Annotated in this window: 10 protein-coding genes; 5 read left to right on the top strand and 5 right to left on the bottom strand. The window is 61.2% G+C overall.

All coding sequences use genetic code 11. The annotated features are described in order from the left end of the window. Positions 1–225: 225 nt before the first annotated feature. The 3 genes from KUV72_RS00710 to KUV72_RS00700 all read left to right on the top strand — a co-directional run bounded on the left by KUV72_RS00710 (position 226) and on the right by KUV72_RS00700 (position 5,168). Entirely contained in the window at positions 226–528 is a 303-nt protein-coding gene (locus KUV72_RS00710) for a hypothetical protein (protein WP_222237100.1), read from the top strand. Between the two features lie 1,256 nt (positions 529–1,784). Further along, positions 1,785–3,746, top strand: coding sequence for a YadA family autotransporter adhesin (locus KUV72_RS00705; RefSeq protein ID WP_222237099.1), 1,962 nt, complete (start codon positions 1,785–1,787; stop codon positions 3,744–3,746). A gap of 675 nt (positions 3,747–4,421) precedes the next feature. Then, the gene (locus KUV72_RS00700) at positions 4,422–5,168 is read left to right on the top strand and encodes an alanyl-tRNA editing protein (RefSeq protein ID WP_222237098.1); all 747 of its coding nucleotides are present in this window, start codon (positions 4,422–4,424) and stop codon (positions 5,166–5,168) included. A 160-nt stretch (positions 5,169–5,328) separates the two neighbouring features. Here KUV72_RS00700 and guaA read toward each other — a convergent pair whose 3' ends face one another. The 5 genes from guaA to KUV72_RS00675 all read right to left on the bottom strand — a co-directional run bounded on the left by guaA (position 5,329) and on the right by KUV72_RS00675 (position 12,141). Next, the gene (guaA, locus tag KUV72_RS00695) at positions 5,329–6,906 is read right to left on the bottom strand and encodes a glutamine-hydrolyzing GMP synthase (RefSeq protein ID WP_222237097.1); all 1,578 of its coding nucleotides are present in this window, start codon (positions 6,904–6,906) and stop codon (positions 5,329–5,331) included. Positions 6,907–7,014: 108 nt separating this feature from the next. Beyond that, the gene (gene guaB, locus KUV72_RS00690) at positions 7,015–8,484 is read right to left on the bottom strand and encodes an IMP dehydrogenase (RefSeq protein ID WP_206940104.1); all 1,470 of its coding nucleotides are present in this window, start codon (positions 8,482–8,484) and stop codon (positions 7,015–7,017) included. A gap of 222 nt (positions 8,485–8,706) precedes the next feature. Continuing rightward, positions 8,707–9,963: an ABC transporter substrate-binding protein gene (locus tag KUV72_RS00685; RefSeq protein ID WP_242520700.1), complete on the bottom strand. Its 1,257-nt coding sequence runs from the start codon at positions 9,961–9,963 to the stop codon at positions 8,707–8,709. Next, the gene (locus KUV72_RS00680) at positions 9,960–11,441 is read right to left on the bottom strand and encodes a sensor histidine kinase (protein ID WP_222237096.1); all 1,482 of its coding nucleotides are present in this window, start codon (positions 11,439–11,441) and stop codon (positions 9,960–9,962) included. Before KUV72_RS00680 ends, KUV72_RS00685 begins: the two co-directional genes overlap by 4 nt. A 34-nt stretch (positions 11,442–11,475) precedes the next feature. Continuing rightward, a complete protein-coding gene (locus tag KUV72_RS00675) occupies positions 11,476–12,141 on the bottom strand; it encodes a response regulator (RefSeq protein ID WP_206940108.1) in 666 nt (221 codons plus the stop codon). A 220-nt stretch (positions 12,142–12,361) separates the two neighbouring features. On the opposite strand from KUV72_RS00675, the gene KUV72_RS00670 reads away from it, so the two are divergent. Together KUV72_RS00670 and KUV72_RS00665 are read left to right on the top strand one after the other, a co-directional pair. Then, positions 12,362–13,345, top strand: coding sequence for a Bug family tripartite tricarboxylate transporter substrate binding protein (locus KUV72_RS00670; RefSeq protein ID WP_222237095.1), 984 nt, complete (start codon positions 12,362–12,364; stop codon positions 13,343–13,345). Further along, positions 13,342–13,776 (top strand): tripartite tricarboxylate transporter TctB family protein, encoded by a 435-nt coding sequence (locus tag KUV72_RS00665; RefSeq protein ID WP_222161618.1) that lies wholly within the window; start codon positions 13,342–13,344, stop codon positions 13,774–13,776. The genes KUV72_RS00670 and KUV72_RS00665 overlap by 4 nt, the downstream gene beginning before the upstream one ends. Positions 13,777–13,779 lie beyond the last annotated feature (3 nt).

Genomic DNA, 13,779 nt, shown 5'->3' with positions numbered 1-13,779 from the left:
TCCGAGGACCTTTTGTTCCATCTCTCAGCATTCTTTTGTTCTGCCCCAGCAAGGACTCGCTTACCCGGTACGACCCAATAGAACTGCTCCTAGAGCCCCCATCCAATAGAAACAGGGGACCGCCCCCGAGGGAGGGAGTGGCAAGGAGGACATATGCGAGTATGCTGAAACCTGAACGTGATGAAGGAACAGGAGAACGCTCACTTCACCAGCAAGGAGGTTACCATGAAGGTCTACAAGCCTCAGTGGCAGTGCACCCTGGACGTGACCGAAGGCGTGGAAACAACCGCAAGCTGGAAACACCGCCTGGCATGGCAGCTCAGGCACCTTGCCGACCGCCTCGAAGGCGGCAAGCGAACCTTCACCCTCGACGTGGATGTGCGGCCCGGCATCCCCCGTGAAGAAGTGGATCGCTGCCTGGGCAAGGGCTTTGCCCTGTCCCAGACGTTGATGACAGAGCTGGCCCAGCACGCCGCCTGTGAAAACATCATGCGCGATGCCAAGGCAGAGCTTTACGAGAGCGACTGACACACAGCCTGGATCGACGACGTCAGGTCGGCCGTACCCACTCGAACACAACACCCGCCCATCGGCGGGTGTTGTGATATTGGCGGCGTCATATCGACCGCTCTAGTGGGCTCGCAACAAGCAGCGAAGCAGGCTCTCCGTCACCATCTCGAGTATCAGGCTCCACCGGAAAGACTCCATAGACAGGGCCATGAAACCGCAAAAAAATGCTTGAAAAAAACATCCATAAACAGTCGTCGAGGGCTAAGGCGACGACCTATCGCCACCGCAACATCCCTACTTTCAAATGCATTAAGTGAGGCGTCGAAGCGAACACCTCTTCCTGGTATTTCGGAGCCTTCACTCATCTTCTTTCAGATACAACTATGCCTTTTCATACCTAGTCGTAAGAAATTTGAGCATAGCATCAAATTAAACTTAGCATTTGTGTCTATTTTGTAAACGCAACTATGCCAAAAAGGGCTTTTGACAATAAAACAATGTCGCAACGCACATGCATCAAGCAATGCAACATACTGATTTAAAATTAAAAAATAAACAAATTGCTGCAAAATTAATACCCTTTATCTGAGTCACGAACAGGCATTTCAGCACAGTACCATCCCCACATGCCTCCTACATCAACTCACATGCATATTCTCCAATGTGTCATTCGATGAACTAAACAAAAACGCAGCAGATTCTAAGCTAATGTTTTATATATTAAAAATTCTAGACGCCATCAAATTTCACCTTTCATGAAGAAGCAAGTCGGGATCGGACGACATATCTCCTCCCCGTATACATAGACAGCTTGCGTGCCTAATTCAGCACAGAAAATCTCGACGAGGGGCTCGCTCTCGTCTCAGGCACTACCTCTCTGTTACCTAAGGTTACATTACGGCATTCTTAACGCCGTAATAGTGAGCATCGTAATACTGATGACCAGATTACTAAGACGCCTTTATTCCAAAGGCCAAGTGATATCGACAGCACAATGCGCGGCATAGACTACCGCCGCTTAGTGCGACAGTAGGCAGAGAGTAGTGAACATGAAGACATCTTACGAAGACGCGAAGCTCAACTCGGAAACCATTTCCTTTACGCGCCGGCCACTCGCCGCCGCGATAGTCAAAACTGGGCGCGCACTTTTCCATTATCCCCTACTGCCAGCGCTAAGCCTTGTAGTAATGGCCGGCATGGCAACAACGGCTCAAGCGAACTCCATCAATACAGACGAATCATGTACTGGAAGTACTCTGACGGATTCGGCCCTCATGGATCACGAGGGGACTCTTCTCAACACGTCGCAGGCCACCAACGGCAACGGGACCTCGCCCCTTTCAAGCGACTGTAACGCCGCTGAAGGCGTCAGTGAGGCTACCGACGAGGACACCGCAGCGATCAGTGGTTACAGCGCAGCCATCTCAACGAGGCAGTTGAGAGCGACCGGGGCTCAAGCCATCGAGATGGGCGACGGAAGTGAAGCCAGTGGCGGCAAGAGCATCGCCATAGGGGTCGATTCAGCGGCATCAGGAGACCGATCAATTGCGCTGGGAGATAGCAGCACGTCAAGCGCGACTCGAGCAGTAAGCCTGGGCAGTTCCGTTACCGCAAGCGCCGAAAATAGTGTGGTCATCGGCACGGATAGCTCGATCGCTACCAACGCGATCAATGCAACGGCGATCGGTTACTCCAATAGCGTAAGCGATCAGTCGAAGTACACCAGCGTACTCGGCATGAAAAACACTATCGATGGAAATGCCGTTCGCGTCCTTGGTAATAACAACGAGATCAATGCGGCCTATGCCGGCATTTCCGGCTCGAATAACACGGTATCCTCGGTTTCCTCACATGCCAATGTCGTAGGTAACAATGCTGCCGTCGACGGCCTCGAGGCTATTGTTGTGGGTAATTTTGGTGTTGCCAGCGCTGATCATACGATCGTGCTCGGTGCCGAGGGTGCTTCAACCGCCGAAGAAGCCATTGCGATTGGGCATGGCGCCAGCGCCAGCGAGGCGTCGAGCGTGGCGCTGGGAAGCAACTCGGTGACCGATGCAGCAGTGGCGACGTCGGGTATCACGCTCGCCGGTACGGACTACACCTTCGCTGGTAGCTCGCCAATCGCCACCGTGGGCATTGGCAGCGCTGGTCAAGAGCGCACCCTGACACATCTGGCCGCGGGCCGGGTCAGCGCCAGCAGCACCGATGCGATCAATGGTAGCCAGCTATACGCCACCAACCAGGCTGTGGAGGGCATCTCAAGTCGAGTGGATGACCTCGAGGGGCAGTACGCCAGCCTGAGCGACGATGCCCTGACCTATGACGCCGGCTCTGATAAAGGCAGCCTTACCCTCGGTGGACAAAATGGCACCAGCATCACCAATCTGGCCGATGGAGACATCAGCAGTGGCAGCACTGATGCGGTAACCGGCGGACAGCTTTGGGACCTTAGTCAGCAGCTGAGCGGTGCTGGAGGCGGAGGCGGCCTTTATAGCAACATCAGTTCATCAGGGCCTGGCGCCCAGATCGATGCCGCAGATGGCATTGCCATGGGGGGCGGCGCGCGCGTTGAAGAGGGAGCTGAGGGCGGCATCGCCCTGGGCTCAGGTTCCATCGCTGATCGAGGCGGAATGAACGGTGCCCGCGAGGCGTTCTCGGATGTCGCTGTTGGCTCTACCGCGGGAGCACTGTCGGTGGGTAGCGCGGGGGGTGAGCGTCAGATCACCAACGTTGCAGGGGGCACCGAAGCCACCGACGCGGTCAATGTTCGCCAGCTTGAGTCCGTTCAGGCGGGCGCCGTCAATTACGACCGGCACGAGGATGGCAGCGTCGACTATGGCTCCGTGACCCTTGGCGATGCCGCTGCAGGCCCTACCACCGTTCACAACGTCGGGCCTGGCGTCGCTGACACCGATGCAGCCAACGTCGGGCAGCTGAATGCCCTCAACCAGAACGTGCAGCGTCAGTTCAGTCGACTGGCGGACAAGATCGGTGACGTAGAGGACGAGGCGAATGCCGGCTCAGCTACCGCCATTGCCATGGCATCCGTTCCTCAGGCGTACCTGCCGGGGAGGAGCATGATCGCAGTCGGTGGAGGCAACTACTCAGGCGAATCCGCAGCGGCGGTAGGCGTTTCGCACCTGACTGAGAACGGCAAGTGGGCCTTCAAGCTCAACGGCTCCGGCGACTCTCAAGGGAATATGGGTGTCGGTGTCGGCGCAGGCTTCCACTGGTAACACGCACGGGTAGAACGCCTTTCTGGTACTAGAAAAAGCGAGATGGTGGTGGCGGGACTAGCCGACGATGCTCTGTCCAAGCCGGCAATGCTCCAGGTCGACAACGTCCCTGCCACTCACCATCCGCTTTCTTCTCTTTTGATGAGATTCCCTATCGTAAATCGTACGATAGCTAGACAGTGCTCTATGCCAAGCCATAGACGCCATCGCAGTTGGCAATATCGCTCTACGCCTGTGCATTCAGGTACTCGAACACCTCACCTATCATCTGACCTTTCCACCTGGCATGTACGCCATGGATCACTCATGTTTGCTCCATGTCGTTAAGGCACTTGTGGTTGGCACACTCTTACGCAGCAACACGTCCCCAAGTAACGTGGTGCTGTACGCTGCCCTTCGTGGCTCAATCCTCCGGGGCTCTGGCGTAGCCTGGTGGCCACCATCGGCGAACTCTCCGCGGGCGTCTCAGCGCTTGGCCGCTTTCGTATTTTCTGCTGGCTTCGTTCTTCTCTCGGTGTTCGCCTTCAATATCAGGACACACTACGAGAATGTCCCTATTTGCCTGGCCTGATGAGTCCATCCGCCCCCTTGACCCGCGGTGCCTTCATCAAGCGCTTCTCCGAAAGACTGCGGGACAAGAGGCTATGTAGGCCCACATTACGAGGTAAGTGCATCATGCAAACTGATCACCTGTATCTCAACGACGCTTATCACGTCACGTGCAGGGCCATCGTGTCTCATGTCTCAAAAGAAGGGCTACTGCTTGACCAAACGGTTTTCTACCCACAGGGGGGCGGCCAGGCAGGAGACAGCGGCTGGTTGACCCTGAAAGGTGGGTCCCGGTTACGGATTACAGAGTCGCGCAAGGCAGGTGAGGCATTTCCTGACAAGAATACCGTGCTGCATATCCCGGCTCTTGGTCAGACACCCCTGATTCAGAGAATCAAGCCTGGTGACGAGGTGTGTGCCAACATCGACTGGCAGCGCCGCTACCGACACATGCGCCTACACACCGCCGCACATATGTTGTGTGCCGTGCTGCCGTATTCGGTCAACGGCTGCAGTATTACCGCTGACTATGCGCGCCTTGACTTCGTGACCAGCGACCCGCTGTCACGTGAACGCATTGAGACAGCCCTGGCGGCAATGGTCGAGGCGGCGCACCCGGTGACGGTCGAAACGATAAGCGACGAGGCATTGCAAGCCCATCCAGAGCTCGTGCGCACCATGAGCGTCTATCCGCCCATGGGCTGCGGGCAGGTGCGACTCGTGAACATCAAGGATACCGATCTACAGCCATGCGGGGGGACCCATGTCGCCAATACACGGGAGGTTGGCGCGGTGAGCGTGTCCAAGATAGAGAAGAAATCGGCGAGCACTCGCAGGGTGGTACTGGCACTGGAGTGGCCGAAGGCAGAATGAGTCGCACGCCCAACGACGGATGCGCTCTCGGAACGGATCACCTCGCAACACCCTGCCACTTCCTCTGTTCTCGAATAGCACAACACCCGCCTAGGCGGGTGTTGTGCTGATCGAACAGTGTACTTGCAATGTCAGGCCGACGAGGTCTGGCTCAGCGACATCATTCCCACTCAATCGTCGCCGGCGGCTTGGACGACACGTCGTAGGTGACGCGGGAGACACCGGACAGCTCGTTGATGATGCGGTTGGACACCTTCTCCAGCAGCTCGTAGGGCAGGTGCGCCCAACGGGCGGTCATGAAGTCGATGGTCTCGACGGCGCGCAGGGCGATAACCCACTCGTAGCGGCGCCCGTCGCCCACCACACCAACGGACTTCACTGGCAGGAAGACGGCGAAGGCCTGGCTGGTCTTGTGGTACCAGCCGGAGTTGTGCAGCTCTTCGATGAAGATGGCGTCGGCCTCGCGCAGGATATCGGCGTACTCCTTCTTCACCTCGCCGAGGATACGCACCCCCAGGCCCGGCCCCGGGAAGGGGTGACGGTAGACCATGTCGTAGGGCAGGCCGAGCTCAAGTCCCAGCTTGCGCACTTCGTCCTTGAACAGCTCGCGCAGCGGCTCGACCAGCTTGAGCTTCATGGTCTCCGGCAGGCCACCCACATTGTGGTGCGACTTGATCACGTGAGCCTTGCCGGTCTTGGCCGCGGCGGACTCGATCACGTCCGGGTAGATGGTGCCCTGGGCCAGGAAGTCCACGCCGTCGATCTTGGCAGCTTGTTCATCAAACACGTCGATGAAGGTGTTGCCGATGATCTTGCGCTTGGCCTCGGGGTCGGCCTCGCCCTTGAGCTTGCCGAGGAACAGGTCTTCGGCGTCGGCGCGGATGACGCGAACGCCCATGTGCTGAGCGAAGGTCTCCATGACCTGGTCACCTTCGTTCTTGCGCAGCAGGCCGTTGTCGACGAATACACAGGTCAGCTGGTCGCCGATAGCCTTGTGCAACAGGGCGGCCACCACCGAGGAATCGACGCCGCCAGACAGGCCCAGCAACACGTGACGGTCGCCTACCTGCTCGCGCACCCGGGCGATCTGGTCTTCGATGATCTTGGCCGGGGTCCAGTTGCGTTCAGCACCGCAGATGTCCAGCACGAAGTGCTCGAGGATGCGCTGGCCCTGCTGGGTATGCGTTACCTCTGGGTGGAACTGCACGCCGTAGAAGCGCTTTTCTTCCCAGGACATGGCAGCGATCGGACAGCTCGGGGTGGAAGCCGTCACGGTGAACGCTTCAGGCGCCTGGGCAACCTTGTCGCCGTGGCTCATCCACACATCCAGAAGGCCGCGACCGGTCTCGGGATCAACGTGGTCCTTGATGTCCTTGAACAGCGCCGTCTCGGCATCCAGGCGAATCTGGGCATAGCCGAATTCGCGCTTGTTGGAACCTTCGACCTTGCCGCCCAGCTGCTCGGCCATGGTCTGCATGCCATAGCAGATGCCAAACACCGGCAGGCCCATCTCGAACACGCAGGCAGGCGCCCGCGGCGAATCCAGCTCGGTCACCGACTCCGGCCCACCGGCCAGGATGATGCCATTGGGGCGATACTCGCGGATTTCTTCTTCGGTGATGTCGAAGGCGCGAATCTCGGAATAGACGCCAATCTCGCGAACCCGACGGGCAATCAGCTGGGTGTACTGGGAGCCGAAGTCGAGGATCAGGATCTTGTGGGCGTGGATATCGGTCATGGGAATTACCTTGCAGGCGGTGGCCAAAAGGCCTGGCGATCAAAGGGCAATAAAGTGAAAAGCTGGAAGCGCCAGGGCGCTTCCAGCTTCAGGGCGACGGTGGACGCCTCACCCTACGCGATAGTTCGGGGCTTCCTTGGTGATCTGCACGTCATGCACGTGGGACTCGTTGAAGCCGGCACCCGTGATCTTGACGAACTCAGGCTTGGTGCGCATCTCGTCGATGCTGGCGCAACCGGTATAGCCCATGGACGCTCGCAGGCCACCCATCAGCTGGTGCACGATGGCGCTCATCACCCCCTTGTAGGGGACACGGCCTTCAATGCCTTCCGGTACCAGCTTCTCGACACCGTCATCCTTGTCCTGGAAGTAGCGGTCGCTGGAACCCTGGGTCTGGGACATGGCGCCCATGGAGCCCATCCCACGATAGGCCTTGTAGGTACGTCCCTGGAACAGTTCCACCTCGCCCGGGGCTTCCTCGGTACCCGCCAGCAGACCACCCACCATGATGCAGCTGGCACCGGCTGCCACCGCCTTGGCGATGTCTCCAGAGAAGCGCACACCGCCGTCGGCGATCAGCGGAATGTCATAGGGCTTGACCGCCTCGGCCACGTTGGACACGGCCGTGATCTGGGGCACGCCCACACCGGCCACGATCCGGGTGGTACAGATGGAACCGGGACCGATGCCCACCTTGACCGCGTCGGCGCCCGCCTCGGCCAGTGCCTTGGCGGCGGCGGCCGTGGCAATGTTGCCACCGATCACCTGGATCTGGGGGAAATGCTCCTTGACCCAGCGCACGCGCTCGATGACGCCACGGGAGTGGCCATGGGCGGTATCGACCACGATGGCATCGACGCCAGCTTCTGCCAGAGCCTTGACCCGGTCAGGGGTCTCGGGACCAGTGCCCACGGCGGCGCCAACCAGCAGACGCCCATCGGCATCCTTGGCGGCATTGGGGAAGGTGCGCGCCTTCTCGATGTCCTGGAAGGTCACCAGGCCGCGCAGGCGGAACTCAGCGTCCACCACCAGCATCTTCTCGACGCGGTGTTCCTGCATCTTGCCCTTGATGACGTCCAGCGGGGTGCCTTCCGGTACCGTCACCAGACGCTCGCGCGGGGTCATGATGTCCGACACGCTGTCGCCATGGTTGGGCTGGAAGCGCATGTCACGCTCGGTGACCAGGCCGACCAGGGTCTCGCCTTCCACGACAGGGAAACCAGAGAACCCGTGTTCCTTGGCCATGGACAGCAGATCCTGCAGCTTGGCCTTGGGACCTACGGTCACCGGATCCTTGACGATGACGCTCTCGTGCTTCTTGACCTTGCGCACTTCCAGCGCCTGCTGGGCAATGCTCATGCTCTTGTGGATGATGCCAATGCCACCTTCCTGAGCCATGGCAATCGCCAGACGGGCTTCGGTCACAGTGTCCATGGCAGCAGAGGCGAGGGGGATATTCAGGAAGAGGTCGCGAGTCAGGCGGGTCCGGAGGCTGACGTCCTTGGGCAGAACATCGGAGTAGCCGGGAACGAGCAATACGTCGTCAAACGTAAGTGCTTCTTGGGCCATACGTAGCATAATCGGCAACACCCACAGAGGCTTGGAGGGAGGGAAGAAGTTAATCGCACATTATAACGTTTCGCCCCACCATCGGGCAATGTGCCCACTCGATACTGCCATGGCCCGGCCCTGTCCTGCGCCCTCTTGCACCGTCCTCAAGCCCGCCTGTGACGGGCGCTGCCTGCCCTCGATGAAGTCCCGCTATCGACGCGACAGCCCAGCTTCATCTGCGCCCACTGCTTATCTGTATCGAGAGTCTCCCTGTGTCGAGAGTGACCCCGTGTCGATCGATGCTTTCGCATCCGCTGTCTCACCCTTTATCTCCGACGGTGCCTCTATCTCCGACGGTGCCTCGATGTCGGCCTTGCCTGCGCTATCGCCAAAGCGTGCTTCCCAGCGATCGATAAACTCCTGGCGCCGCACCGGATCAACAAACGCCAGCAAGGACGCCTTGGGCAGAATCGGATACAGCCTCTCCCCGACCTGAGAGCGCAGCCGTGCTGCCGTATAGGGCCCGGTCACGTCGGGGCGAATGCTGAACAGTGGGGTCTGCCCCGCCAGCACATGCTGGCCGGCTCGACTCAACAGAAACTTGACGAAGGTGGCGGCCGCCTGCGGATGGCGGGCGTGACGATGAACGAACGCCAGACGCATCAGCACCAGGGAGTAATCCATGGGCACCTGCACGATGACCTCAGGATGCTCCTGGGCGTAGACCATGGCGTAGGACCCCAGCAGGTTGTAGCCCAGCCAATAACGCCCGTCGCTCAGCCCCCGCAACATGTCTCGGGTGCTGGCTTCCAGCTGGGTGTCGACCGCCCCCATCGCCGCCACCAGATCCCAGAAGCGCGAGGAATAGCGTGCATCCTGCTGTGCCAGGGTATAGCCCACACCGCTGTCCAGCGGTGAGTAGGTCGTCACCCGGCCGGACAACCGCTCTGCCTCGGTTGCCAGCAGGCGGTGCAGGTCACCATGACTCTGGGGTGGCAGCATGTGTCGGGACAGGTCGAGTCGATAGGCCATCACCACCGGCTCGAAGGTAAAGGCGAACACCTCATCGCGCCAGCGCGCCCAGGCTGGCCAGCTGTCGACTTCGGCCCCCTGCAGACGCTGAGCCAGCCCCTGGTTGGCGCGGTCCATCTGCCAGGGCATCGCAGAGCTGATCACCACGTCAGGGGGCTCTGCTCTCCACTCCGCTCTCCACTCCGCGCCCCCTGGCTGAGACTCCTCGCTAGGATCGGCCGACGCGGAGCCTGCCACCACACTGCGATCCACCTCAAGCGTCGACCGGTCGATAAAGCTCAACGGAATCTCCGGATACGCGTCGCGGAAGGCCTCAAGCAGAGGCTCGACCACATCCAGATCAAGAGCGGCCGAGATCACCAGTGGATCCTCCACCGTCGGCACGCTGTCCTGTGAATCACCACAGCCCGCCAGCGACACTGCCACCAGCGACAGCGCCATCACCCACAGCAGCATGCTTCGCCAAGGCTTCATGCCTGCCCCCCTACTGGCACGTCGCTCTTCTCTTCTGACGCCGCTGTCAGCGGAGCCTGTTGCATCTCGTCGTCGGCCAGCGGCAGCGACAGTGTCACCCTCAACCCCTGGGGCTGGCAGTGCGCGAAGGACAGCGTTGCCCCCATTCGGCGGGCCGTGGTCTCGACGATGGCGAGTCCCAGACCTGAACCAGCGGTGTCCTGGCGCCCCGCCCGCTGGAACGGCTGGCCGAGGGTAGCCAGCGCCATGTCGCTGACGCCCGGGCCATTGTCCATCACTGACACCTGAACACGCCGAGATGCCAAGTCCCTGGACGAGGTCTCTCGTTCCATCATCACCGTTATCGCGCTCCCTGCCGGGGTATAGCGCAGCGCATTGTCGATCAGATTGCCCAGCGCTTCTCGCAGCGCCCAACCCTCGACGCGCACCAGCACAGGCCCGGCGGGCACCTCGCCCAGCCCCAGGTCGTGATCCCGGGCCTGGTCTCGCCCCGCCCAGTCCAGCGCAACATCGCGCACCAGCGCGGTCAGCTCCAGCGCCGGGCATCCCTGATCCTGGTCAAGGTGCCTAAGGCGCGCCAACGACAGCAACTGTCCCGCCAGGCGACTGGTATCGTCGACCCGCTGGTGCACCCGTACCAGCGCATCGCGCCAGTGCTCTGGGGAATGACTGCGAAGCCCGAGTTCACAGGTGGTCTTCAACCCGGCCAATGGGGTCTTCAACTGGTGGCTGGCATCGGCGGTAAAACGCAGCAGATCTTCCCGTCCCTGGCGCTGACGGGCAAACAGGTGATCCAGGGCCTGGACCAATTCGTGCAGCTCCTGGGGCACCTTGGCCGACAATGGCCGAAAGTCATCGGCACTACGCGACCTGAGCTGTCGTCGCAATCGTCGCAGCGGCAGCAGCACTGCGCGCACGGTTAGCCCCATCAGCGCGCTGGTCATCAGCACCATGGCCACAAACCGCGACAGGGAGCCGCGGAACAGCGCCCAGGCGAGCGCCTTGCGGCCTTCCAGGGTGTGACCGACCCAGACCTGTACCGGCAGCTGACTGACCCAACCCGCCGAGGCCACCCGCTGCCCATGGACCCGCAGATCACCCCCGGAGGTCATCAAGTCGCGGGACAGGCCACCGGCATCCAGCCTGTCCTGCCAGGCGGAGGGGATCACCACCGGCCAGTTGCGCGACAGCACGCCGCCGTCCTCGTCGAGCACCGCATAGAACACGCGATCCTGACTGTCGGTGGAGAGTATCTGCAGCGCCGCTTCGGGCACCACCACATGGGGCACCCCCTCTCGCCAGCGAACCGCTTCCGCGATCGTCAGTGCAGCCGCCTGCAATTGGGCATCGAAGGCGCGATTCGCCGCGCGCTGACTGCTGATCCAGGCCTCGGCCATCAACGCCAGGCCCAACAGCAACACGGTGACCGACAACCACCCGAGCAACTGCCGTTTCAGCGAGCTCCCGAGGGTGATCACGGCATCGCTCCATGGCTAGACTGTCGAGACGACATCACGCGTCATCTTCCAGACGATATCCCAGCCCCCGAAACGTGCGAATCCGCAGTCCAGAGTCCTTGAGCCGCTTGCGCAGACGGCTGACATAGACCTCAAGGGCATTGGAGCCGACCTCACCAAAACCAAACAGACGCCCTTCCAGGGTTTCCCGCGGGGCAATGGCCCCGGCATGCAGCAGCAGGCTCTCGACCAACAGCAATTCGCGATGAGGCAGGGCCATGGGCTCACCGAACAGGCTGGCGGCACCGCTGGCCGGGTCGAAGGTCAGTGGGCCAAGGCTCAGGCGGTTATCGGCACGTTGCTGGCTGCGCCGCAGCAAGGCGCGCACGCGCGCTTCCAGCTCGGCCAATTGAAAGGGCTTGGCCAGGTAGTCGTCGGCCCCCAGGTCGAGTCCCCTGACTCGGTCATCGAGAGCATCCCTGGCCGTCAGCAGGATGACCGGCGTGCGATCGCCGCCATCACGCATCTCGGCCAGCAGCGACAGGCCATCACCGTCAGGCAGCCCGATATCGAGCAGCACCAGGTCGACGCCACCCTGGCGTAACGCTGAGCGCGCGGCGGCACGGGTCGACAGCACCTCGACAGTGTTGCCAAGCGGTGTCAGGGCCTCCACCAAGGAGCGGCTGATGAGGGCATCATCTTCAACGACGAGAAGGCGCATGAGACTAATGTCTTATCCGTAAATCAGGTGGATGACAGGTTGATGAAAGCTAGAAGGCCTAGCATCCGCTGGGCTGACGATACGCGCCGTATGCTTCGCTCCGGTTGGCCAGTGCTGCACGCCACTATCTTGCGCTAGCTTGCGCCAGCGCCGTGCCAGGCGCCGTCGGCAACACCCATCACTTTCGTCGACTCATAATAATATCTGATCAGGAGTACGCATGAAGACTACCATAGCCCTTCCCGCAGGCCTTGCTGCACTGCTGCTGGGTGCCAGCCTGACGACCGGCACGGCCCAGGCTTCCGACGACGCCGAGTGCATCGCTCCGGCCAAGCCCGGCGGCGGCTACGATCTGACCTGCCGTCTGGCCGCCAATGGCCTGCTCGAGACGGGGCTGATCGAAGACCCGATGCTGGTGACCTACATGCCCGGCGGCATCGGCGCGGTAGCCTACAACCACGTCAACGGCGTGCGTACCGATGACCCCAACCTGATCGTTGCTGCCAGCACAGGCGCCGCCGTCAACCTGGCGCTGGGCAAGTTTGGCCAGTATGACGCCAGCGAAGTGCGCTGGGTCGGTGCGCTCGGCGTCGACTACGGTGCCATCGTGGTCAAGGCCGATGCTCCCTGGCAGAACCTGGAAGAGCTGATGACCGCGCTGCAGGAAGATCCGACCCAGGTCGCCTTCGGTGCCGGCGGCAGTGTCGGCAGCCAGGACTGGATGAAGGCAGCCCTCACCGCCAAGTCCGCAGACGTCGACCCCAGAAGCCTTCGCTACGTGGCCTTCGAAGGCGGCGGCGAAGCCCTGGCGGCTCTGCTTGGCAATCACATCCAGGTCTTCACCGGTGACCTCTCCGAGCTCAAGTCGCAGCTGGAAAGCGGTGATATCCGAGTCCTGGCCGCATTGGCCGAAGAGCGCGTCGACGGCCCCTACGCCGACATCCCCACCGCCGCGGAACAGGGCTATGACGTCGAGTGGCCGATCTGGCGCGGCTACTACATGGGCCCCGAGGTCAGCGATGAGGCTTACCAGGCCTGGGTCGAGAAGTTCGAACAGCTGGCCGAGAACGACACCTTCGCCGAGCTGCGGGAAGCTCGTGGCCTGTTCCCCATGGCGCTGTTCGGAGATGACTTCGACGGCTACGTGAAGGATCAGGTTGCGGAGTTCAAGCAGCTGGCCGCTGATGTGGGTCTGACACAATGAGTCTTGCCGCCGACCGCTGTCTGGGGATTGCCCTGATGGGGTTGGCGGCGTTTACCGCCGTCAACGCCCTGTCCCTCGAGGTGCCGTTCAGCTACGACCCCGTCGGCCCCAAGGCCTTTCCTCTGGGGCTCTCGATCCTGCTGGGCCTGCTGTCTGTGGTGCTGGTGATTCGTCCCGGCGAGAACGGCCACTGGCCGGACAAGCGCCTGGCGCTGCGCCTGGTCGGCGTCCTGGCCCTGCTGCTGGTCTACGCCTTGCTGTTCCCGCGCCTTGGTTTTGCCATCAGCTCGATGCTGGTGATCGCCGCCCTCGCCCGGCTGTTCGAGGCAAGCTGGCCCAAGGCCATTGCCACCGGTGTGCTGATGGCCTTCGGTGGCCAGTGGCTGTTCACCCACGGCCTTGGCATCACCCTGCCCGGCCTGCCCTGGTAAGCC

This window comes from Halomonas sp. DP4Y7-1 (genome assembly GCF_019800705.1).
Lineage (GTDB): Bacteria > Pseudomonadota > Gammaproteobacteria > Pseudomonadales > Halomonadaceae > Halomonas > Halomonas litopenaei_A.
The sequence above is the reverse complement of the archived record's forward strand: the minus strand, read 5'-3'. Positions and strand labels throughout refer to the sequence as shown.

Excerpts from the sequence above, each read along its gene's own strand:
- KUV72_RS00710 (WP_222237100.1), top strand. The coding sequence starts at position 226 with ATGAAGGTCTACAAGCCTCAGTGGCAGTGCACCCTGGACGTGACCGAA.
- KUV72_RS00705 (WP_222237099.1), top strand. The coding sequence starts at position 1,785 with ATGGATCACGAGGGGACTCTTCTCAACACGTCGCAGGCCACCAACGGC.
- KUV72_RS00700 (WP_222237098.1), top strand. The coding sequence starts at position 4,422 with ATGCAAACTGATCACCTGTATCTCAACGACGCTTATCACGTCACGTGC.
- guaA (WP_222237097.1), bottom strand. The coding sequence starts at position 6,906 with ATGACCGATATCCACGCCCACAAGATCCTGATCCTCGACTTCGGCTCC.
- guaB (WP_206940104.1), bottom strand. The coding sequence starts at position 8,484 with ATGCTACGTATGGCCCAAGAAGCACTTACGTTTGACGACGTATTGCTC.
- KUV72_RS00685 (WP_242520700.1), bottom strand. The coding sequence starts at position 9,963 with ATGAAGCCTTGGCGAAGCATGCTGCTGTGGGTGATGGCGCTGTCGCTG.
- KUV72_RS00675 (WP_206940108.1), bottom strand. The coding sequence starts at position 12,141 with ATGCGCCTTCTCGTCGTTGAAGATGATGCCCTCATCAGCCGCTCCTTG.
- KUV72_RS00670 (WP_222237095.1), top strand. The coding sequence starts at position 12,362 with ATGAAGACTACCATAGCCCTTCCCGCAGGCCTTGCTGCACTGCTGCTG.
- KUV72_RS00665 (WP_222161618.1), top strand. The coding sequence starts at position 13,342 with ATGAGTCTTGCCGCCGACCGCTGTCTGGGGATTGCCCTGATGGGGTTG.